A 17,846-nucleotide genomic window follows, 5' to 3' on the forward strand; every position below is an offset into this window, starting at 1 on the left:
CGATGGCCCTCTGTCCTTCAGGGGAGGCCAGTCTCGGCCGGGACACACGAGCGCACCATGCCTGTACCTAGGAATCGAACAGCTTCTGCACGACGGAAAAGTCCTGTTCTCCATGGCCCTGTTTCACCAGCAGCCGGTACATCGCCAGTGCCAGGCTGCCCATGGGCGTGCTGTTGCCACTGACCTGCGCGGTCTCCTGCGCCAGACCCAGGTCCTTGGTCATCAGCGCGGCCATGAAACCGCCGGTGTAGCCGCGCGAGGCGGGGGCGTTTTCCATCACGCCGGGCCACGGGTTGTACACCTCCAGCGCCCAGTTGCCGCCGGAACTGCGCCGCATGATCTCCGACAGTACTACCGGGTCCAGGCCATTGGCGGCGCCCAGGGCGAGGGATTCGGCGGTGCCGATCATCAGCACGGCGAGCAGCTGGTTGTTGCATACCTTGGCCACTTGCCCGGCACCGTCGCCGCCAGCGTGGAAGATATTGCGGCCCATGGCTGAGAACACCGGGCGCGCGCGTTCGAGCACCTCGGCGTCACCGCCGACCATGAAGGTCAGGGTGCCGGCGATGGCGCCGCCAGTGCCGCCGGAGACGGGAGCGTCGAGCAGGGGGATATGCCTTTCGGCCGCCGCCTGATGCACCTTGCGCGCCGAGGCCGGGGCGATGGTGGAGCACTCCAGCACCAGGGTGCCGGGGGCGATGTGCGCGAGCAGGCCTTCGTTGCCGAGGTAGAGGCCCTCGACGTGCTGGCTGGCCGGCAGCATGGTGACCACCACGTCGGCACCGTCCACGGCGTCATGGGCGCTGCGCGCGGCACTGGCGCCCTGGGCGATCAGCCCGTCGATGGTGCTCTGCACCAGGTCGAACACGCGCAGCAGGTAGCCGGCCTTGATCAGGTTGGCGGCCATGGGGGCGCCCATGTGGCCGAGGCCGATGAAGGCGATGGTTTGCATGCTGGTTTCCTCCTGTTGGACCACAGAACACGCCAGCGCCAGCAGACCGCATTCCCAATCCGAGGCGGGTAGCTGTTCGCGTAGGGCGTATAACGCGCCAGCGTTATCCGCCGCTCGGTCGGCGGCGGATAACCTGTTCCAGGTTATGCGCCCTACGCTGCTCAGGGAGGGCGGTTACAGGTCCGCCAGCGGATGCTCGCCCTCCCAGGTCGCGTCGAAGTGCGCATTCACCACAGCATCAGGTATGGCAGCGATATGCGGCCAGTGCCAGTGCGGGGTGTTGTCCTTGTCGATCAGCCGGGCCCGCACGCCCTCCGGGAATTCCGGGTGGCGACAGCAGTTCAGGCTCATCGCGTACTCCATGCGGAACACCTCGGCAGTCGACAGATGGCGCGCGCGGCGGATCTGTTCCCAGACCAGATGGGTGGTCAGCGGGCAGCCCGAGGCGAGGGTCTTTGCCCCGCGGGCGATCAGCGCGTCCTCGTCGTTGGCCAGCGCGGTCAGTGCGTTCCAGGCCTCGGCGATATTGGCGCTGTCGAGCACCGCATCCAGGCGTGCGCGGCGCGGCAGCAACTGGGCTTCGGGCATCTCGCCACGGGCTTCGTGCTCCAGCGCCTGGAGCAGGCTGTGCAGCTGCACGTCAGCCTGTTCGCGCCAGTTCAGTTGCACCAGGCCTTCGATCAGGTCGTCCTGCTGAGTGTCGAGCAGGAAGCGGTCGGCGAGGTCCAGGTCCAGCGCGTCACGGGCGTTCATCTGCGTCGCGGTCAGCCCGAGGAACAGGCCAAGGCGGCCGGGCAGGCGGGCGAGGAACCAGCTGGCGCCGACATCCGGGTACAGGCCGATATTCACTTCCGGCATGGCCAGGCGGCTGCTCGGAGTGACGATGCGCACGCCGGCGCCCTGCATCAGGCCCATGCCGCCGCCCATGACGTAGCCGTGGGCCCAGCAGATCAGCGGTTTGGAATAGGTGTGGATGAGGTAGTCGAGGCGGTACTCGTCGGCGAAGAAGCGGCGCGCCAGTTCCGGCACCTCGCCGGGCTTCTCGCGGCAGGCATCGACCAGCTTGCGCACGTCGCCGCCAGCACAGAAGGCCTTGCCGCCGTTGCCGCGCAGCACCACGCAGGCGATCTGCGCGTCGTCCTGCCAGACGCGCAGCTGGTGGTTCATCGCCTCGATCATCGGCAGGCTCAGGGCGTTCAGGCTCTTCTCCGCGTCCAGCGTCACCACGCCGATGCGGAAGCCATGCAGGCCGGGGCGTTCTTCGAACATCACATTCATGGTCAGGGCCTTATTGGTTGCGCCAGTGCGGGTCGCGTTTTTCCAGGAAGGCGTTCACGCCCTCGCGGGTGTCGTCGGCGTCGAACAGGTCGACGAAGCGCTCGCGCTCCTCCGGCAGCCAGGTGGTCGGGCCGCGCTCGCGGGCGCCCTGGATCAGCGGCTTGATGGTGCGCACCGCCACCGGGCTCTGCCGCGCGACCTTGGCCGCCAGCAGCAGGGCGGTGCCGCGCGCTTCGCCGGTATCGACGACCTGCTCGATGAGACCGATGCGCAGCGCGGTGTCGGCATCGACACGCTCGCCGCAGAGGATCATGCGCTTGGCCCAGCCTTCGCCGACCAGCCACGGCAGCGCCTGGGTGCCGCCGGCGCAGGGCAGCAGGCCCACGGTGGCTTCGGGCAGGGCCATCTGCGCCTGGCGCTCGGCGATGCGGATATCGCAGGCCAAGGCACATTCCAGGCCGCCGCCCATGGCGTAGCCGTTGATCGCGGCGATGGACACGCCACGGAAGTCGCGCAGCGTCTCGAAGGCTTCACCGAAGCGGCGGGCCATCTCGCGGGCGCGGGCCTTGTCGCCGTCGGCGAACATGTTCAGGTCGGCGCCGGCGGAGAAGAATTTCGGGCCCTGGCCGGTCACCACCAGGGCGTAGATATCGTCGTCGCGGTTCAGGTGCTCGACCACCTGGCGCAGGCCGATCAGCGAGTCGCGGTCCCAGGTGTTGGCCGGCGGGTGGTTGATGGTGATCAGCGCGGTGTGCCCGTGTTTTTCCACGGTCAGCTTGTGGGTCAGGTCGAAGACTCCGGGCTTGTAGGGTTCGAGGGCGTTGCTCATGGGCATCTCCTTGTCGGTGTCGCCAGCGGGCGGGCGTATGGGCATGGACTCTAGGCGTGCGCGGCAGGGCGAGTCCATGTCCGATCTGTTCGATTGCGCCCGCGCGGGCGGGCGGTTTTTCCAGTGATTCGTTGCGGCCGGGTCAGAGCAGGCGGTCCAGCATTCCGCCCTGTTCCAGCAGGCGGCGGGCGACGATGACCCGCATGATCTCGTTGGTGCCCTCGAGGATCTGGTGCACGCGGCTGTCGCGCACCCAGCGCTCCAGCGGGTAGTCGTTGAGGTAGCCGTAGCCGCCGTGCAGCTGCAGCGCCTCGTTGCACAGGGCGAAGCAGCGGTCGGTGGCGAAACGCTTGGCCATGGCGCAATACAGGGTCGCCTCGCCGTCCTTGTGGTCCAGCTTGTGCGCGGCCAGGCGCACCATCTGCCGGCTGGCGGTGAGATCGGTGAGCATGTCGGCGAGCTTGAACTGCAGGGCCTGGAACTCGGCCAGCGCCTTGCCGAACTGCTTGCGCTCCTCGACGTAGCGCAGCGACTGCTCCAGCGCCGCCTGGGCCGCGCCGAGGGAGCAACTGGCGATGTTCAGGCGGCCGCCGTCCAGGCCCTTCATGGCGTAGACGAAGCCCTGGCCCTCCGGGCCGATGCGATTGCCGGCGGGGATGCGCACGCCTTCGAAGGTGATGGTGCGGGTCGGCTGCGCCTTCCAGCCCATCTTGTCTTCGTTGCGGCCGTAGCGGATGCCCTCGGCGTTGGCCGGCACCAGGAAGCACGAAATGCCCTTGGCGCCTTCCTCGCCGGTGCGCGCCATGACGATCAGCACGTCGGTGGAGCCGGCGCCGGAAATGAAGGTCTTGGCGCCGTCGAGTACGTAGTCATCGCCGTCGCGTTTGGCGCGGGTGCGCAGGCGCGCGGCGTCGGAGCCGGCGTCCGGCTCGGTCAGGCAGTAGGAGGCCAGCAGCTCGCCGCCGATCAGCCCCGGCAGCCACTGCTCCTTGAGCGCGGCGTCGCCGAAGCTTGAGAGCATCCAGCTGGCCATGTTGTGGATGGTCATGTAGGCGGTGGTGGCGACGCAGCCGGCGGCCAGCTGCTCGAAGATCAGCGAGGCGGACAGGCGCGAGAGGCCCAGGCCGCCGTCTTCCTCGGCGATGTACAGGCCCAGGTAGCCCTGTTCGGCGGCGCGGCGGATCACTTCCACCGGGAAGTGGTGCTGGCGGTCCCAGTCGGCGGCGTGGGGCGCCAGTTCGCGGCTGGCGAAGGCGCGGGCGCTCTCCACCAGCAGGCGTTGTTCTTCGGACAGATCGAAATGCATGCAGCTACCTCTGTTTGTTCTTGTCGGCTACCGCTTCGCGCTCGTGGCGCGCTTCTTGGGCTCTTGGGTAAAGAGTCCTTCGGTTATAGCCGTTGCGCCATCGGCTGTGGATTGACGATCTTGTGCTGGGGATGGACGATCTTGGTATTGCCGATCCCGGATTCGTGCCCATGTCCCGTCCACTGATCTCTACCTGGCCGCTGCCGCAGCAGGGCGTGCGCTTCATCACCCCGCCACGCCTGCGCCGCGCGCTGGATCGCCATCCGCTGGGCCAGGCCTGCTATCCGCTGGCGCTGGGCTACTACCCGGCAGCGGTAGGGCATCGCATGGAGCGGGAAGACCCGGACGATCACCTGCTGATCTACTGCAGCGCAGGGCTCGGCTGGCTGGAAACGGCGGATGGACGATTCGAGGTCGCCGGCGGTGATCTGCTGGTGCTGCCCAAGGGCCGCGCCCACGCCTATGGCGCCGACCTGCAGCAACCCTGGTCGATCTTCTGGGTGCACCTGGAAGGCCGGCTGGCCGAGGACTTTCTGCGCCCGCTGGGCAAGTCGCCGCGCCTGCGCGTGGGCGTGCAGCCGCGCATTCTCGGTGAGTTCGATGCGCTGTTGGCGCTGCGCCGGCAAGGCCTGAGCCTGCCGCACTTCATCCATGCCGCCCACCTGCTGCAGAGCCTGCTGACCTCGCTGGCCCTGCGCCCGGCGCGGGCGCGGCTGAAGTCCGGGCGGGTGCTGGACGTGGAGGCGGTGCAGGCGATGATGCGCGAGCACCTGCACGACGCGCTGAACCTCGACGAGCTGGCGGCGCAGTTCCGCCTGTCGCGCTTCCACTTCGCCAAGACCTACCGCGCGCTGACCGGCCAGGCGCCGATCCAGGACTTCATCCGGCTGAAGATGACCCACGCCTGCCGGCTGCTCGACCAGGGCAACCTGGAAGTACGCCAGGTGGCCGAGCAACTGGGCTACGCCGACCCGTACTACTTCTCGCGGCTGTTCAAGAGCGTGGTGGGCATGGCGCCCAGTCATTACCGGGCGCTGCACACCGGCTGAGTCATTGCAGGGTCAGCGGCTTGCCTGCGGCGCTGCGCTCGGCCTGCCATTCGGCGAGGGAGGGGGCCGCCTCGGGGCCGTCCATGTGCTCGACGATCTCGAAGTAGTCCTGGTGCAGCGGGCTGCGCATCACCTCGTCGCGCGGCTTCACCTTCACCACGTAGACACGCTGGATGTTCTGGTGGTCGAAGTCGCGCCATTGCTGCTCGCCCTTGAGCAGGCTGTAGCGGTGGCCTTCCAGCGCCTTGACCAGCGCGTCGCTGTCCAGGCTGCCGCTGCGCCGGGCGGCGTCGGCCCACTGGTAGACGATGCTGTAGGCCGAGGCGGCGGAGCTGGCGGGGTAGACGCCGTAGCGCTGGGTGAAATCGCGCACGAAGGCCTGGCCGCGCGCCGAGCCTTCGCGCTCAGGGACCTGCCAGGTCCAGGGTTCGGTGCCGATCACGCCCTGCATCAGGCCGGGCCCGGCCAGCTCGACCATGCTCTGGGTGAGGTTGGGCGCGATGATCTGGTGGTTGCGCGTCAGGCCCAGTTCATCGGCGATACGCATGGCGTGTACCAGGTCCTCGCCGAACAGCGCCAGGACCAGCACGTCCGCCTTGCTCGCAGCCGCCTGGGTCAGCGCATCGCGGTAATCGGAAAGGCGTGCGCCGGGAAAGGGCACCTTGATCGACGGGTGCCGGGCGGCGTCTTCGGTGCCGGTGTAGTGGCGCAGCGAGCTTTCGGTGGTCAGGCCCCAGGTGTAGTTGGCGGTGACGTAGAAGTAACGCTTGCCCGGCAGCGTGCGGCCCAGGTAGTTGCCCAGCGCGCGGGCACTCATCCAGGCGCTGTTGCACTCGCGGAACATGTAGCGCTGGCCGTCCTTGCCGGTGGTGTCGTTGGAGTAGGTGAGGGTGCCGAAGTACAGCAACTTCTTCTGCGCCGCCCGTTCTCCGGCGGCGATGGCTACCGCGCTGGAGGCGCCGCCGAAGAACATCGCTGCGCCGTCGGCGGCCATGGCGTCGATATTGCGCAGGGCCTTTTCCGGGCGCGAGGCGTCGTCCTTGCTCAACAGATGCAGCGGCCGGCCGAGCACGCCGCCCTGGGCGTTGATCTCGTCGATGGCCAGCAGCGCGCCGCGCATCTGCGCGAGGCCTTCTTCCTTGTAGGAGCCGGTGCGGGGGTAATTGAGGCCGAGGTTGATCGGTTCGGCGGCTTGCGCCAGGCAGCTGAAGGCAGCCACCAGCGAGAGTGCGGCAGTCAGAAAGCGCATGTTCGTTCCCTGTTGTTTTTATTGGCGGGTGAAGCGAAGAGGGGACTGTGCACAGACTGGCCGGCCACTCCCATTGGCCTTTGGTCGAATCCGGACCTGGTCGATGGACGCAGGATGGCGCGCGGCGTCGCCTGTGCTGGCGTGCTCGACCGTGCGCGCAGCGGCGGGGCTCGCTAGTCTGCGCCGACGACAAGAAGAAGGACTGCCCGATGCTGCCCGTGATCGCCGAACTGCTGCTGACCCTGGCCTGCGCCGTCGCCGCCTGGCTCGCCCTGCGTGAGCAGATGGGCTGGCGCGCGCTGGGATTCCTGTCCATGGGTATCGCGGCGCTGCTGGGCGCGCTGGAGTATGGCGGCGTTGCGGCATTGTCTGAGGCGCATCATTTGGCGAGCGTGGTGTCCGGCGCCATAGGCCTGCCGTTGATCGCGCTCGGGCGTCTGTCCGGCGGGCCCGGCCGGCAAGTGATGGTGCTGGTGATCGGCGTGCTGCTGGTCTTCCTGGCGCAGCTCTCGCTGGTGAGCAACCTGATCGCCTTGCTGGTCATCGCCTGGCCCGGTCGTTCCCGGCGCTATTCGCTGGCGCTGCTTGGCGCGCTGCTGTTCATCGGTAGCGGCCTGCTGATCGGCACCCGTGGCGAACTGGCCGGCGTGCCGCGCCGCGAGCTGTTCCACCTGGGCCTGACGGTCGCCGTCGCAGCTTGGATTCTGGCTGGCCTGGGCAGTGGTGCACCGCGCTTGCCGGGCTCCTGGGCGGTGCGGCACTAGTCGCCTTGACTTGGCCGGGGCGCTTGCTTAGCGTGCCGGTTCGTTTCACCAGGCAGACGTACCATGACCCACGACGACCGGATCAAGCTGGAACCCAGCTGGAAAGAAGCCCTCCATGAGGAGTTCGAAAAACCCTACATGAAGCAGCTGGGCGAGTTCCTGCGCACGGAGAAGGCCGCCGGCAAGGTGATCTTCCCGCCCGGCCCGCTGATCTTCAACGCGCTGAACACCACGCCGCTGGAGCGCATCAAGGTCGTCATCATCGGCCAGGACCCGTACCACGGTCCCGGCCAGGCCCACGGCCTGTGCTTCTCGGTACAACCGGGCGTGCCGACGCCGCCGTCGCTGCAGAACATCTATAAAGAGCTGCAACGCGACCTCAACCTGCCGATCCCCAGCCACGGCTACCTGCAGCACTGGGCCGAGCAGGGCGTGCTGCTGCTCAACACCTCGCTCACCGTCGAGCAGGCCCGCGCCGGCTCCCACGCCCAGGCGGGCTGGGGCCCGTTCACCGACAAGGTGATCGAAGTGGTCAGCCAGCGCTGCGAAAACCTGGTGTTCCTGCTCTGGGGTTCCCACGCACAGAGCAAGCAGAAGCTGATCGACGCGCAGAAGCACCTGGTGCTCAAGTCCGCGCACCCGTCGCCGCTCTCCGCCTATCGCGGCTTCCTCGGCAACGGCCACTTCAGCCGCACCAACAAGTTCCTCGAACAGCACGGCCTGACGCCCATCGACTGGTCGCTGCCGCCGGTGTGAAGCCGATGCTCCGGCGTGCGTGGCTACATTCCCTGCCGAGCTTTTTATTCGGCATGAGCTGCCTCGCCGCCGGTTCCCCGCTCGAAGAATTCCGCTCCAGCGAGTCGATCCACGGCCTGTACGAGATCGACCAGGCAGCCCGCGCCTTCGTGGCCGCCGAGAACGCCCGCGACAACACCGCCTGGACGGTGGCCGAACCCAATCTCAAGACTCTCGTCGCCCGATGTTTGGTGCCGCTCGACAGTCGTTGGGGCGAGATTCATCTGTTCGCGCCAGATGGCCGTGCACTCACCCGCAAGGTCGTCGAAGTTGTCTGTGACAAACCCGTCAGTGGCAAGAGCTGGAAGGTCTCGCTGCGCGTTTTCCTCCCGTCTTGAACCAAAGCGCAGCGCGTATGCTCTGTCTGCCTCGTGCGCCCATGAGGAATGGCTGAGGCCATCCCCCTTGGGGCGTGAACGAATTCTCCGTGTTGGACGGGCGCCCGCAAGCCGTGGGCGCCTGGCCGGGAACTGCGGATGGCTTTTACAGCGGGTTCATTTGGCCTGCTTCAGACGAATGGCCTGGAGTTTGTCGAAGTCGGGCTCGCTGCTGCCATCGGCGATGACGCTGCCGTCGGGGTAGGTGAATTGAGTATGGTTACCCTCCTTTTTCACCTTTGGCCCTGCTGAATAAACAACGTAACCAGCGTGCAGAACTGGTTCAAAGTCGACGCGTTGCGCAGACGGTGTTCTGTAAGTTCTATAGATATCTCCGTCTCCTAATAAGCGAACTTGCTTCTTATAGGGGCCTAGGAACTCTTCATCCACCCAAGGGTAGTAGTCCCCTCGTATCAGTAAGTTGCCCACTATGTCCTGTGTCTGATCGGGGTATGAGCGTTGCTGGGGAGAGTTGTCATCAAAAATGGCGATTACCCCCCCCTCGACCTGATTGAACATCTGCCCCGAAACGCTCTGTGTTCTGGTAGCTAACGCCCAAGGTCACGTTGCTCAGTTTCCACTCACACGCGCCGCCCCCATTCCTGGCTAGCTTCGCTTCATAAAGATCGCTTTGCCCCTGGCGCTGTGGTTGCACTTCGATAGGGTAGAACCCGTCGACTTCGTAAGGAACGCCATCGGCCGACTCCTTGCTGGGGCATTTGGCCGAGCGGTACATCACTCGCATGTTTCTGGCGGCAAGGTCCTGGGGCACCTTGATGCTGATGGTCACCTGCTCGCCGCCGGGTGCCGGGGCGAAGGTCGGTTGCTGGGCGCAGCCACTCAGGCTGGCAAACATCAGCAGGGCGCCACCGCCGCTGTTGATCAAGGCTTTCATGCTTAGCGCTCCTCCTCGTTGACGCTATTGGGAAACACGATCTTCATCTCGTCCGGGTAGCGGGTAGGAATCGGCTCGGTGAGGCCGTTCCGGTCGGTAACGCCTTCATAGACTTTGCGTTCACCGGTGGTGACCCGGTAGAGCACGAAGGTATGCGGGCTGCGATCGTACTGGCGGACGGTATAAGTCACGTGCTGGACCGGGAACTGGCCGGGGTGGATCAGGATAGTGCTCATGCCATCACTCCTCGGTCGGGCGCTTGCGGTAGATGTTTTCGATGGGCTCGCCGGATTCCCGTTCCAGGCCGGCGAAGCGTTCGATCGCGTCGCTGCCGCCTTCCAGTTGTTCGGTCATCACCATCGCCTGGGGCAGTAACTGTTGCAGGGCGAGGAACAGCTCGTTGCGCTTGCGCTCTTCTTCGGGGCTGTGTGCGGACCCCTTGGCCATCTGTTCGACGAAGGCGGCGCGCTCTTGCTTGCGCTCCAGTGGCATGGACGGGGCGCAGAGCTCCAGCAACTGGTTGTGCAGGAAGGGCAGGTACTGCGAACTCATGAAGTGGTCCCTGGCACTGACGCGGTGGGAGCCGGTTTCCGGGTTGCTATAGGGCGGGAAGTACTTTTTCAGGCTGTCCTTCGACAGGGACTGGATGAAGGCCTTTTGCTGCTCGTTGGCGTACTGGCTCTTCTCATCACTCAGGCTGGGCACCAGGTAGAGCTTGGTGATTTTCGCCAAGCGCCGAGTCAGTACGCGTTGTTGCGGCATGCGCGGGCCGTCGTTGCCGCCCTGGACGGCGGGTTGCGTGTCGTTGCTTTGCATCGTCTGCTGGGCGGTGAAGAACAGCACCGGGTTGCCGTGGTGCCAGTACGGGTCGCCGAACTCCACGATCTTGCTGGCTAGCAGCTCGCCAGTGGACCACAGGTAACCCAGGTCCGGGCCCAGGGGGCCGAGGGCCTTGTACAGCCAGTTGTCCAGCTCGGCTTCCGGCGGCACGCAGGGGATCAGGTCGGCGTCGTTGATATGGCGGTAGTGCGTGAAGCGCAAGTTCTGCATGGCCATGGCGGTGAAGGTGCGCGGCATGCCGTAGGTGTAGAGCAGGGGATTGAAGTCCTTTAGTTCGGCCGAGTGGATCAGGCCCAAGGCGCCGCCCAGGCTGTGGCCGCAGATGAATAGTTTCTTATCGCGAGCTTTTCCCTGGATTTCCTCAAGGCGCTCACCAAATAGTTTTTTGGCAACTTCGAAAGCCTGTAGGAATCCGAAATGCACCTTGCCCTTGTTGGTCAGTTGGGTGCAGGGCGCCTTGGTTTCGCAGCGCGTGCCATCGGCTTGCACCGGCTGGTACTGCGCATCGGTCAGCCAGTCCCAGAACTCCGAGGTACCACGCCAGGCCACCAGCAGTTGGGTCTTGTTGCTGGCATAGAACAGCTGGGTGTCCTTGATGATGCGCAGCGGGATGTTGGACTCGCCCTTGGGCACTGATACCGTGCGCGCATCCAGCATCACCGCCGTGGTGTAGCGCTCGCTGAAGGGCACATCCACCACCAGCGCCGCCAGCCAGAGGCCGCCGGGCGTGGGGGGCGGGAAGGCCGGTGTTCGAGAGAGATCCAGGCATTGCCGGAAGAAGAACTCCTCTACCGAGCCGCGCAGTTCTTCCGCAGGAGTGAGCACGCGCTGCTTGCGTGCCTTGAAGGTCACATCGGTGTAGGAGAGGTCCGCCATCAGCCCCAGGTTGTAGGCATTGGCCATGCTGTATTCGGGCTGGTGGTGCAATACCAGGTTCCAGGCACGGAACGGGCAGATTTCCAGCACATGGCGGCGGTCCAGCGCCTCAGCTGCAACGGTAAAGCCGCTGAACGTGGGATCGGGGAAATGGAAGGCGGGCAGTTGGTTGCCAGTCCACTCAGGCTCAATCTTAGGTAAGCGGTCGCACAGTTGACCAATGCGTAGGTAGTGATGGGCATAACCGGCTTCCCGCGCCAGCTTTTCCGCTCGAGAGCCCGGTGCTGGCGGTCCGTAGCTATAGGCATACACCGGCTCCCGCAGCTTTTCCCCGCGTGTGGCGCGCAAACGGCGGGTCTGCATGACCTCCGCCAGCGGGTCCGCAGTCAGCCACAAGGTCACGGCAATGGGATGGAGGCCCTCCAGGCGGATCACCCCTTTGGCATCGCTTTGGCCGCTGAACTCGGGGATCAACCCGCAGCGCGTTGCCTCGTTGCTCGCTCGATAAGGTTGGTGCGGCAGCGGGTCGCCTTGTTCGTCGAGCAACTGGAATTCCAGCCAGTGGCGAATCTGCTTGCCACGAACGGTGACTGTTTTGACTGCGCAGATGGTATCGGTGCGATGGGAGTATTCAGACATAGTGAGTCCTCCATGAGTCTAATGTTTAGGGCTTGTCTTTAATGGATTGAAGTTTTCCCAGGTCAGGTTCGCCGGTGTCATCGGTAATTTCGCTACCGTCAGGGTAAATAATCTTTGGTAGATCGCTCTTATCTCTACTTTTCGCGCCAATTGTCCTCACTGTTTTTTGGTTGTGAAGCTGTGGCTCAAAAATAATCTTATTTGTCTCGGTGATTTTGTATGTGAATACGTCTTGATCTCCGAGTATATTTATTATGTTCCGAGGCTCGTGCAGGTGTATTTCAACCAGCCATGGGTAGTAATCTTTCTTTATGTGGATATTTCCAGATGCTTCTACAATACTGTCCATCGAGCGGCGCTGGGGGCGATTGTTGTCAAATATCACGATAACCCCCCCTCCACGCCCATACTTAACATTCTCCCCAAACTGCGCTGTATTCTCGTAATACACCCCAAAGGTCACGTTACTTAGTTGCCATTGGCAGGCGCCGCCGCCGTCCCTGGCCAACTTGGCCTCATACAGGTCGCTCTGCCCCACCTGCCGAGGTTCTACGTCGATGGGGTAGAAGCCGTCTATTTCGTAGGGCACGCCATCGGCGGATTCCTTGCTCGGGCATTTGGCCGAGCGGTACATCACGCGCATCGTGTCCGCTGCCAAGTCCTTGGGCACTTTGACGCTGACCGTGACTTGCTCGCTATTGGACGGGGGAGAAAATACGGCCTCCTGGGCGCAACCGCCGAGACTGAATAACAGGAAGGCGGCCGATGCAGCGACTAATCCAGGTGTGTTCATTTCATACTCCGGAAAGAGGTTGTCATGATTGCTTTGATATAGGCTGGCCACTATCAGTTGAAGTGCCGCGGGCATTGCGAAAGATCCTCTTCACTCCAGTCCGTCAGCGGCAGGGTGAGTGTGTCGGCAATAAAGGAGAATGGCGTATCGAGAGCGCCCAGCACGATATTGAAGCCAAGTGTGCTCTTTATCGCCGACCAATCAGTCATGGCGGCGAAGTCCCACGACAAGCCTTGATAAGGGCAGGTTGGGCCATAGGATACTGCTGCCCCCAGGGTGCCGCAGCCGATAAGGGTGGAGAGTACGAATGCCAGTGTCGAGAATTGGACGGCTCTTCCAATCAGGAGTCTGATTGGACTTCCATTCGTTGCTGAGCCTTTGTTAATAGCGCAGGCGGAAAGAGTGTGGAAATTCATCGTGCAGGCATCCGTGTCTGAGAGAGTCCCGCATTTACTCTTTTCTATATTTCGGTGGCGATAGGACCTGTCCGAAGTTGAATGCTGAATCGGCGTCAGTCTTTTCCGTCATTCGGCACAACTTGGCAGTGGCAACGGCGTATCAGGGAAAAAAAGAGGCCCGCACAAAGGCGGGCCTTGAAAGTCGCCGCGCGTCTCGACGCGGCGAGCGTGGTTGCTTTACGTGGCGTCAGCCACGGCCTCGCGGGAACGGCGTGTGCGCTTGCGCCAGGCGCGGTAGAGCGGCAGGCCAAGCATCAGCGCGACCAGTGCCCAGGTGCCGATGGCGATGGGGCTGGACCAGAGGATGCCCAGTTCGCCGTTGGAGATGGACAGCGCGCGGCGCAGGTTCTGTTCCATCAGCCCGCCGAGGATGAAGCCCAGCAGCAGCGGCGACAGCGGGAAGTCCAGCTTGCGCAGGATGTAGCCGAGGATGCCGATGGCGACCATCAGGAACAGGTCGAAGGTGGTGGCGTGCACGGCATAGACGCCGATGGCGGTGATGATTGCGATGCCCGGCACCAGCGCCCAGTTCGGCACCGAGAGGATGCGGGTGAACACCCGCACCATCGGCACGTTGAGGATGATCAGCATGACGTTGGCGATGAACAGCGAGGCGATCAGGCCCCAGACGATGTTCGGCTGTTCCTGGAACAGCAGCGGGCCGGGGGTGATGTTGTACAGGCTGAGCGCGCCGATCATCACCGCGGTGGTGCCCGAACCGGGTACGCCGAGGGTCAGCATCGGCACCAGGGCGCCGCAGGCGGAGGCGCCGATGGCGGTTTCCGGGGCGGCCAGGCCGCGCAGGTCGCCCTTGCCGAACTTGCCGGTGTCACCGGCCAGTTTCTTCTCGGTCATGTAGGCCACGGCGCTGGCCAGGGTCGCACCGGCGCCGGGCAGCACGCCCATGATGAAGCCGAGCAGCCCGCAGCGGACGTTGACCACGGCCACCGAGGCGGCTTCCTTCATGTTGAACAGCATGCGCCCGCTGGCCTCGACCATCTTGTGGCCGTGGTGGGTCTTCTCCAGCAGCAGGAGGATCTCGCTCACCGAGAACAGGCCCAGCACCAGCACGACGAACTGGATGCCGTCGGAGACGTGGATGTTGTCGAAGGTGAAGCGGTACACGCCGCTGTTGGCGTCGATCCCGACGCTGGACAGGAACAGCCCGAGCAGCGCCGCCAGCAGGGTCTTCAGCGGCCGGTCGCCGGCCAGTCCGCCGAGGGCGACGATGGCGAAGACCATCAGTACGAAGTATTCCGCCGGGCCGAAGGCGATGGCCCATTTCGCCAGCAGCGGGGCGAACAGCACCATGCCGCAGGTGGCGATGAAGGCGCCGATGAACGAGCTCCAGGCCGACAGCGACAGGGCCACGCCAGCCAGGCCGTTGCGTGCCATGGGGTAGCCGTCGAGGGTGGTCATCACGGTGGAGGCTTCGCCGGGGATGTTCAGCAGGATCGAGGAAATCCGCCCGCCGTATTCGCAGCCCAGGTACACGGCGGCCAGCAGGATCAGCGCCGACTCCGGCGGCAGGCCGAGGGCGAAGGCGACCGGGATCAGCAGGGCTACGCCGTTGATCGGGCCCAGGCCCGGCAGCAGGCCGACGACGGTGCCGATCAGGGTGCCGATCAGCGCGGTGATCAGGTTGTACGGGCTCAGGGCGACGCCGAAGCCCTGCCCGAGGTAGCTCAATGTTTCCATGACGGTTTCCTCAGAGCAGGGGATCGAGGATGCCCAGCGGCAGCGGGACGTCCAAAGTGCGGTCGAACAGCACGTAGAGGCTGATGGCGAGCAGCGTCGCGGTGATCACGCTGGCCACCGGGCGGCCGCCGTAGATCAGCGCGATGAAGGTGCCGATCATCGCGCTCGCCGGGATGAAGCCCAGCGGCTCGAACAGGCCGGCATACACCGCCAGCAGCACGACGCAGAGCACCACCTTGCCCAGCAGCGCGCCTTCCAGCGCGGGTTCGTCTTCCTCGCGCTTGATTGGCGTGGGACGGGCGATCAGCCAGGCCAGGCCCACGGCCATCAGGCCCAGGCAGAGCAGCGGGTAGGCGCGCGGGCCGACCGGTTCGTAGGAGAAGGGCGCCTGGAGCTGCCAGGCGATCAGGGCGAAGGCGACGCAGGCGAACAGCCAGGCGCCGGCGAACAGCCGCTGGAAGAGGCTGGTACGGGACATGGGGAGTCTCCTGGCGCCGCCTTCGCGGAAGACGGCGCCGCTCGGGGCGTTACTGGATGAGGCCGAACTCGCGGGCCAGCTGCTTGTACTGAGCGACCTGCTGCTTCACGTAGGCGTCCAGTTCCGGGCCGGTCATGGCGAAGGGGAACAGCTCGCGCTGGTCGCGCAGCCTGGCGAAGTCTTCCGAGGCCAGCAGCTTGTCGAAGGAGGCCTTCCAGAACTGGTAGTCCTCTTCGCTCACCTTCGGCCCGACGTAGAAGCCGCGCACCACTGGCCAGACGATGTCGAAGCCCTGCTCCTTGGCGGTGGGGATGTCGGCCATGCCTTCATCCTTCAGGCGCTCCTCGGAGAACACCGCGAGGATGCGCATCTTGCCCGCGCGGATGTGTGGCATGGAGTCGGAGATGTCCGTGCTGCCCACCTGAATGTGCCCGCCCAGCAGCGCCGTGGCGATCTCGCCGCCGCCTTCCAGCGCGACGTAGCGCAGCTGCTTCGGGTCGATGCCGGCGGCCTTGGCGATCAGCGCGGTCTGCATCCAGTCCTGGCTGCCGACGGTGCCGCCGGAACCGATCACCACCTTGCCCGGGTCGGCCTTGAGCGCGGCCACCAGGTCGCCGAGGTTCTTGTACGGCGAGTCGCTGGGCACTGCGATGGCGCCGTAGCTGGTGCCCACGGCGGCCAGCCACTTCACGGCGTTTTCGTCGAAGCGGCCGAACTTGCCCTGGGCCAGGTTCAGCAGCGAGCCGCTGGAGAAGGCGGTGATGGTGTTGCCGTCGGCCGGACGCTGGGCGACCACCGCGTTGTAGGCCACGGCGCCGACGCCGCCGGGCATGTAGGTGACGCGCATCGGCTTGGTCAGCAGTTTCTCGTCCACCAGGGCGCTCTGCGCCAGCTTGCAGGTGAGGTCGAAGCCGCCGCCGGGGGACGCCGGGGCGATGCATTCCGGGCGCTTGGGCTCGGCCATCAGTTGGCTGGCGGCGAGCAGGGTGGCGCCGGCGAGGGTCAGGTTGCGCAGGACGGTGGTCATGGTGCGATGCCTCTCTTGTTGTTGTCGGTTTACCAGATCGCCAGGGAGTAGCTGAGGTAGATACGCGTCTCGTCGGCGTCCCGCGCGAAGCTGGAACGGTAGGTGGCGTTACGCACGCGCACCGCGACGTCCTTGAGCGGGCCGCTCTGGATCACGTACTTGATGTCGGTGTTGCGCTCCCATTCCTTGCCGTGACCGTCCATGCCGTTGATTTTGGCATTGTCACCGCTGATGTAGCGATTCATCAGGGTCAGGCCGGGCAGGCCGAGGCCGGCGAAGTCGTAGTCGTGGCGGACCTGCCAGGAGCGCTCGTCGGTCTCGGCGAAGTCGCCGACCTGGACGAAGTTGACGAGGTAGGGGTTGCTGCCGTCGATGTAGGGGAAGGCGCTGTCGCCGCTCATCTGCTGCCAGCCGAGGCTGAACTTGTTGGCGCCCAGGGCGTAGCCGAGCATGCCGTTGAAGGCGCGGTTGTCGATCTCGCCGCCGCGCGCCTCGCCCTGGTCATCGCTGATGGCCAGGCGCACATCGGCGCTGAATTTTCCGGGGCCCAGCGGGTAGCTGGCGAGCAGGCCGACGAAGTGCTGGCGGTAGACCTCGTCCAGCTGCGCATAGTGGTAACGGCCGGTGAGGTTATCGGTGAACTGGTAGTCGCCGCCGGCCAGGTCGTAGTGCTTGCCCTCGGCGCTGCCACCGGAGAAGCGGCGGTTCTTGTTGTTCAGCGCCAGGTCGGTGAAGTCGGTGGAGTCGCGGTCCTTCACTTTCTCCAGGCGCCCGCCGGTGAAGTTCAGGCCGGGCAGGTCGGTGGAGTTGAGCAGGCCGCCCTCGAAGGTCTGCGGGAACAGGCGGCTGTCGTTTGGCTGCAGGGTGGGCAGGTCGGGGATCAGGCTGCCGATCTTCAGCTCCGTCTCGGAGGCCTTGAACTTGGCGGTAAGACCCAGCTTGCTGTACTCGTCGGCGGCGCGGCCGTCGTCGTGGGTCGGCAGCAGGCCGGTGCCGGTGCGGTCCGGGGAGGAGTCGAGCTTCAGGCCGAGCATGCCCATGGCATCCAGGCCGACGCCGATGGTGCCGGGGGTGTAGCCGGACTGGAAGTCGAGGATGAAACCCTGCGCCCATTCTTCGCGCTTGGACTGGCCGGCGCCGTCGCGGAAATCACGGTTGAAGTAGATGTTCTGGGTGCTGAGCGTGGCGCTGCTGTCTTCGACGAAGCCGGCGGCTTCGCACAGCGGGGCGACCCCGGCGAAAGCCAGCAGGGCGGGGGTCAGACAGCGGGAGTTGGGCTTGGAAAAAGCCGGTGCAGCCAAAGGCCGGGCGGTGGGCATCTGTGGTCTCCGTTCTTGTTGTTGTCGCGAAAGGGCACCACGCCGCCTTCCGCTCTGTTGACGGTCTTTGCCGTCGTCGAGTCCGCTGCTCCCGCCGTTGCGCCTGGGCAGTCGGCGCTGAAATATTCGGGGTTGGGAGGCGGCTCGTTGGCGATGCTAACGGGCTAAGCTTTCGCCAGGCTTTCAGTCGCCTTTCGCAGTGATTTCAGCGAATTTCCCCCATT

Annotated in this window: 19 protein-coding genes; 4 read left to right on the forward strand and 15 right to left on the reverse strand. The window is 65.0% G+C overall.

Features of this window, described 5'->3' with window-relative positions; genetic code table 11:
• Positions 1–67: 67 nt before the first annotated feature.
• The 4 genes from mmsB to IB261_RS06540 all read right to left on the reverse strand — a co-directional run bounded on the left by mmsB (position 68) and on the right by IB261_RS06540 (position 4,365).
• Positions 68–952 carry a 3-hydroxyisobutyrate dehydrogenase gene (gene mmsB / locus IB261_RS06525; protein ID WP_081517613.1) on the reverse strand — a complete coding sequence of 295 codons (885 nt, stop codon included), beginning with the start codon at positions 950–952 and terminating at the stop codon, positions 68–70.
• Between the two features lie 174 nt (positions 953–1,126).
• Complete coding sequence (gene dspII, locus IB261_RS06530) at positions 1,127–2,230, reverse strand: enoyl-CoA hydratase/isomerase DspII (protein ID WP_192381693.1); 1,104 nt, start codon at positions 2,228–2,230, stop codon at positions 1,127–1,129.
• Positions 2,231–2,240: 10 nt separating this feature from the next.
• Positions 2,241–3,059 (reverse strand): enoyl-CoA hydratase, encoded by an 819-nt coding sequence (locus IB261_RS06535; protein WP_081517615.1) that lies wholly within the window; start codon positions 3,057–3,059, stop codon positions 2,241–2,243.
• Between the two features lie 142 nt (positions 3,060–3,201).
• A complete protein-coding gene (locus IB261_RS06540; RefSeq protein ID WP_017516638.1) occupies positions 3,202–4,365 on the reverse strand; it encodes an isobutyryl-CoA dehydrogenase in 1,164 nt (387 codons plus the stop codon).
• 170 nt (positions 4,366–4,535) lie between these two features.
• Between IB261_RS06540 and IB261_RS06545 the strand changes: the two genes are divergently transcribed.
• Positions 4,536–5,414, forward strand: coding sequence for an AraC family transcriptional regulator (locus IB261_RS06545; protein ID WP_081517616.1), 879 nt, complete (start codon positions 4,536–4,538; stop codon positions 5,412–5,414).
• A 1-nt stretch (position 5,415) separates the two neighbouring features.
• On the opposite strand, the gene IB261_RS06550 is transcribed toward IB261_RS06545, so the two are convergent.
• Entirely contained in the window at positions 5,416–6,663 is a 1,248-nt protein-coding gene (locus IB261_RS06550) for an ABC transporter substrate-binding protein (RefSeq protein WP_081517617.1), read from the reverse strand.
• A 209-nt stretch (positions 6,664–6,872) separates the two neighbouring features.
• On the opposite strand from IB261_RS06550, the gene IB261_RS06555 reads away from it, so the two are divergent.
• From IB261_RS06555 to IB261_RS06565, 3 genes are all read left to right on the forward strand, one after another.
• Positions 6,873–7,427 carry a hypothetical protein gene (locus tag IB261_RS06555; RefSeq protein WP_192381694.1) on the forward strand — a complete coding sequence of 185 codons (555 nt, stop codon included), beginning with the start codon at positions 6,873–6,875 and terminating at the stop codon, positions 7,425–7,427.
• A gap of 63 nt (positions 7,428–7,490) precedes the next feature.
• Positions 7,491–8,183 (forward strand): uracil-DNA glycosylase, encoded by a 693-nt coding sequence (gene ung, locus IB261_RS06560; RefSeq protein ID WP_192289762.1) that lies wholly within the window; start codon positions 7,491–7,493, stop codon positions 8,181–8,183.
• A gap of 53 nt (positions 8,184–8,236) precedes the next feature.
• Entirely contained in the window at positions 8,237–8,560 is a 324-nt protein-coding gene (locus IB261_RS06565) for a hypothetical protein (RefSeq protein WP_192381695.1), read from the forward strand.
• 156 nt (positions 8,561–8,716) lie between these two features.
• On the opposite strand, the gene IB261_RS06570 is transcribed toward IB261_RS06565, so the two are convergent.
• The 10 genes from IB261_RS06570 to IB261_RS06615 all read right to left on the reverse strand — a co-directional run bounded on the left by IB261_RS06570 (position 8,717) and on the right by IB261_RS06615 (position 17,622).
• The gene (locus IB261_RS06570; protein WP_225605985.1) at positions 8,717–9,118 is read right to left on the reverse strand and encodes a hypothetical protein; all 402 of its coding nucleotides are present in this window, start codon (positions 9,116–9,118) and stop codon (positions 8,717–8,719) included.
• On the reverse strand, positions 9,078–9,494 hold the full coding sequence (locus tag IB261_RS06575) for a hypothetical protein (RefSeq protein WP_225605986.1): 417 nt from the start codon (positions 9,492–9,494) through the stop codon (positions 9,078–9,080). The genes IB261_RS06570 and IB261_RS06575 overlap by 41 nt, the downstream gene beginning before the upstream one ends.
• Before the next feature lie 2 nt (positions 9,495–9,496).
• A complete protein-coding gene (locus IB261_RS06580) occupies positions 9,497–9,730 on the reverse strand; it encodes a hypothetical protein (RefSeq protein WP_192381696.1) in 234 nt (77 codons plus the stop codon).
• A 4-nt stretch (positions 9,731–9,734) separates the two neighbouring features.
• Positions 9,735–11,849 (reverse strand): lipase family protein, encoded by a 2,115-nt coding sequence (locus tag IB261_RS06585; RefSeq protein WP_192381697.1) that lies wholly within the window; start codon positions 11,847–11,849, stop codon positions 9,735–9,737.
• Between the two features lie 25 nt (positions 11,850–11,874).
• Positions 11,875–12,717, reverse strand: coding sequence for a hypothetical protein (locus IB261_RS06590; RefSeq protein ID WP_192381699.1), 843 nt, complete (start codon positions 12,715–12,717; stop codon positions 11,875–11,877).
• On the reverse strand, positions 12,696–13,058 hold the full coding sequence (locus IB261_RS06595; protein ID WP_192381700.1) for a YceK/YidQ family lipoprotein: 363 nt from the start codon (positions 13,056–13,058) through the stop codon (positions 12,696–12,698). Before IB261_RS06595 ends, IB261_RS06590 begins: the two co-directional genes overlap by 22 nt.
• A gap of 219 nt (positions 13,059–13,277) precedes the next feature.
• Positions 13,278–14,798: a tripartite tricarboxylate transporter permease gene (locus IB261_RS06600; protein ID WP_192381701.1), complete on the reverse strand. Its 1,521-nt coding sequence runs from the start codon at positions 14,796–14,798 to the stop codon at positions 13,278–13,280.
• 10 nt (positions 14,799–14,808) lie between these two features.
• The gene (locus tag IB261_RS06605; protein ID WP_192381702.1) at positions 14,809–15,276 is read right to left on the reverse strand and encodes a tripartite tricarboxylate transporter TctB family protein; all 468 of its coding nucleotides are present in this window, start codon (positions 15,274–15,276) and stop codon (positions 14,809–14,811) included.
• 49 nt (positions 15,277–15,325) lie between these two features.
• Positions 15,326–16,303 carry a Bug family tripartite tricarboxylate transporter substrate binding protein gene (locus IB261_RS06610; protein WP_081517622.1) on the reverse strand — a complete coding sequence of 326 codons (978 nt, stop codon included), beginning with the start codon at positions 16,301–16,303 and terminating at the stop codon, positions 15,326–15,328.
• A gap of 29 nt (positions 16,304–16,332) precedes the next feature.
• Positions 16,333–17,622 (reverse strand): OprD family porin, encoded by a 1,290-nt coding sequence (locus IB261_RS06615; RefSeq protein WP_151189620.1) that lies wholly within the window; start codon positions 17,620–17,622, stop codon positions 16,333–16,335.
• Positions 17,623–17,846 lie beyond the last annotated feature (224 nt).

Origin of the sequence: Pseudomonas sp. PDM20, from assembly GCF_014852575.3 — a bacterium.
GTDB lineage: Bacteria > Pseudomonadota > Gammaproteobacteria > Pseudomonadales > Pseudomonadaceae > Pseudomonas.

Coding starts and splice junctions, on each gene's coding strand:
- mmsB (WP_081517613.1), bottom strand. CDS start 952: ATGCAAACCATCGCCTTCATCGGCCTCGGCCACATGGGCGCCCCCATG.
- dspII (WP_192381693.1), bottom strand. CDS start 2,230: ATGAATGTGATGTTCGAAGAACGCCCCGGCCTGCATGGCTTCCGCATC.
- IB261_RS06535 (WP_081517615.1), bottom strand. CDS start 3,059: ATGAGCAACGCCCTCGAACCCTACAAGCCCGGAGTCTTCGACCTGACC.
- IB261_RS06540 (WP_017516638.1), bottom strand. CDS start 4,365: ATGCATTTCGATCTGTCCGAAGAACAACGCCTGCTGGTGGAGAGCGCC.
- IB261_RS06545 (WP_081517616.1), top strand. CDS start 4,536: ATGTCCCGTCCACTGATCTCTACCTGGCCGCTGCCGCAGCAGGGCGTG.
- IB261_RS06550 (WP_081517617.1), bottom strand. CDS start 6,663: ATGCGCTTTCTGACTGCCGCACTCTCGCTGGTGGCTGCCTTCAGCTGC.
- IB261_RS06555 (WP_192381694.1), top strand. CDS start 6,873: ATGCTGCCCGTGATCGCCGAACTGCTGCTGACCCTGGCCTGCGCCGTC.
- ung (WP_192289762.1), top strand. CDS start 7,491: ATGACCCACGACGACCGGATCAAGCTGGAACCCAGCTGGAAAGAAGCC.
- IB261_RS06565 (WP_192381695.1), top strand. CDS start 8,237: ATGAGCTGCCTCGCCGCCGGTTCCCCGCTCGAAGAATTCCGCTCCAGC.
- IB261_RS06570 (WP_225605985.1), bottom strand. CDS start 9,118: ATGTTCAATCAGGTCGAGGGGGGGGTAATCGCCATTTTTGATGACAAC.
- IB261_RS06575 (WP_225605986.1), bottom strand. CDS start 9,494: ATGAAAGCCTTGATCAACAGCGGCGGTGGCGCCCTGCTGATGTTTGCC.
- IB261_RS06580 (WP_192381696.1), bottom strand. CDS start 9,730: ATGAGCACTATCCTGATCCACCCCGGCCAGTTCCCGGTCCAGCACGTG.
- IB261_RS06585 (WP_192381697.1), bottom strand. CDS start 11,849: ATGTCTGAATACTCCCATCGCACCGATACCATCTGCGCAGTCAAAACA.
- IB261_RS06590 (WP_192381699.1), bottom strand. CDS start 12,717: ATGCCCGCGGCACTTCAACTGATAGTGGCCAGCCTATATCAAAGCAAT.
- IB261_RS06595 (WP_192381700.1), bottom strand. CDS start 13,058: ATGAATTTCCACACTCTTTCCGCCTGCGCTATTAACAAAGGCTCAGCA.
- IB261_RS06600 (WP_192381701.1), bottom strand. CDS start 14,798: ATGGAAACATTGAGCTACCTCGGGCAGGGCTTCGGCGTCGCCCTGAGC.
- IB261_RS06605 (WP_192381702.1), bottom strand. CDS start 15,276: ATGTCCCGTACCAGCCTCTTCCAGCGGCTGTTCGCCGGCGCCTGGCTG.
- IB261_RS06610 (WP_081517622.1), bottom strand. CDS start 16,303: ATGACCACCGTCCTGCGCAACCTGACCCTCGCCGGCGCCACCCTGCTC.
- IB261_RS06615 (WP_151189620.1), bottom strand. CDS start 17,622: ATGCCCACCGCCCGGCCTTTGGCTGCACCGGCTTTTTCCAAGCCCAAC.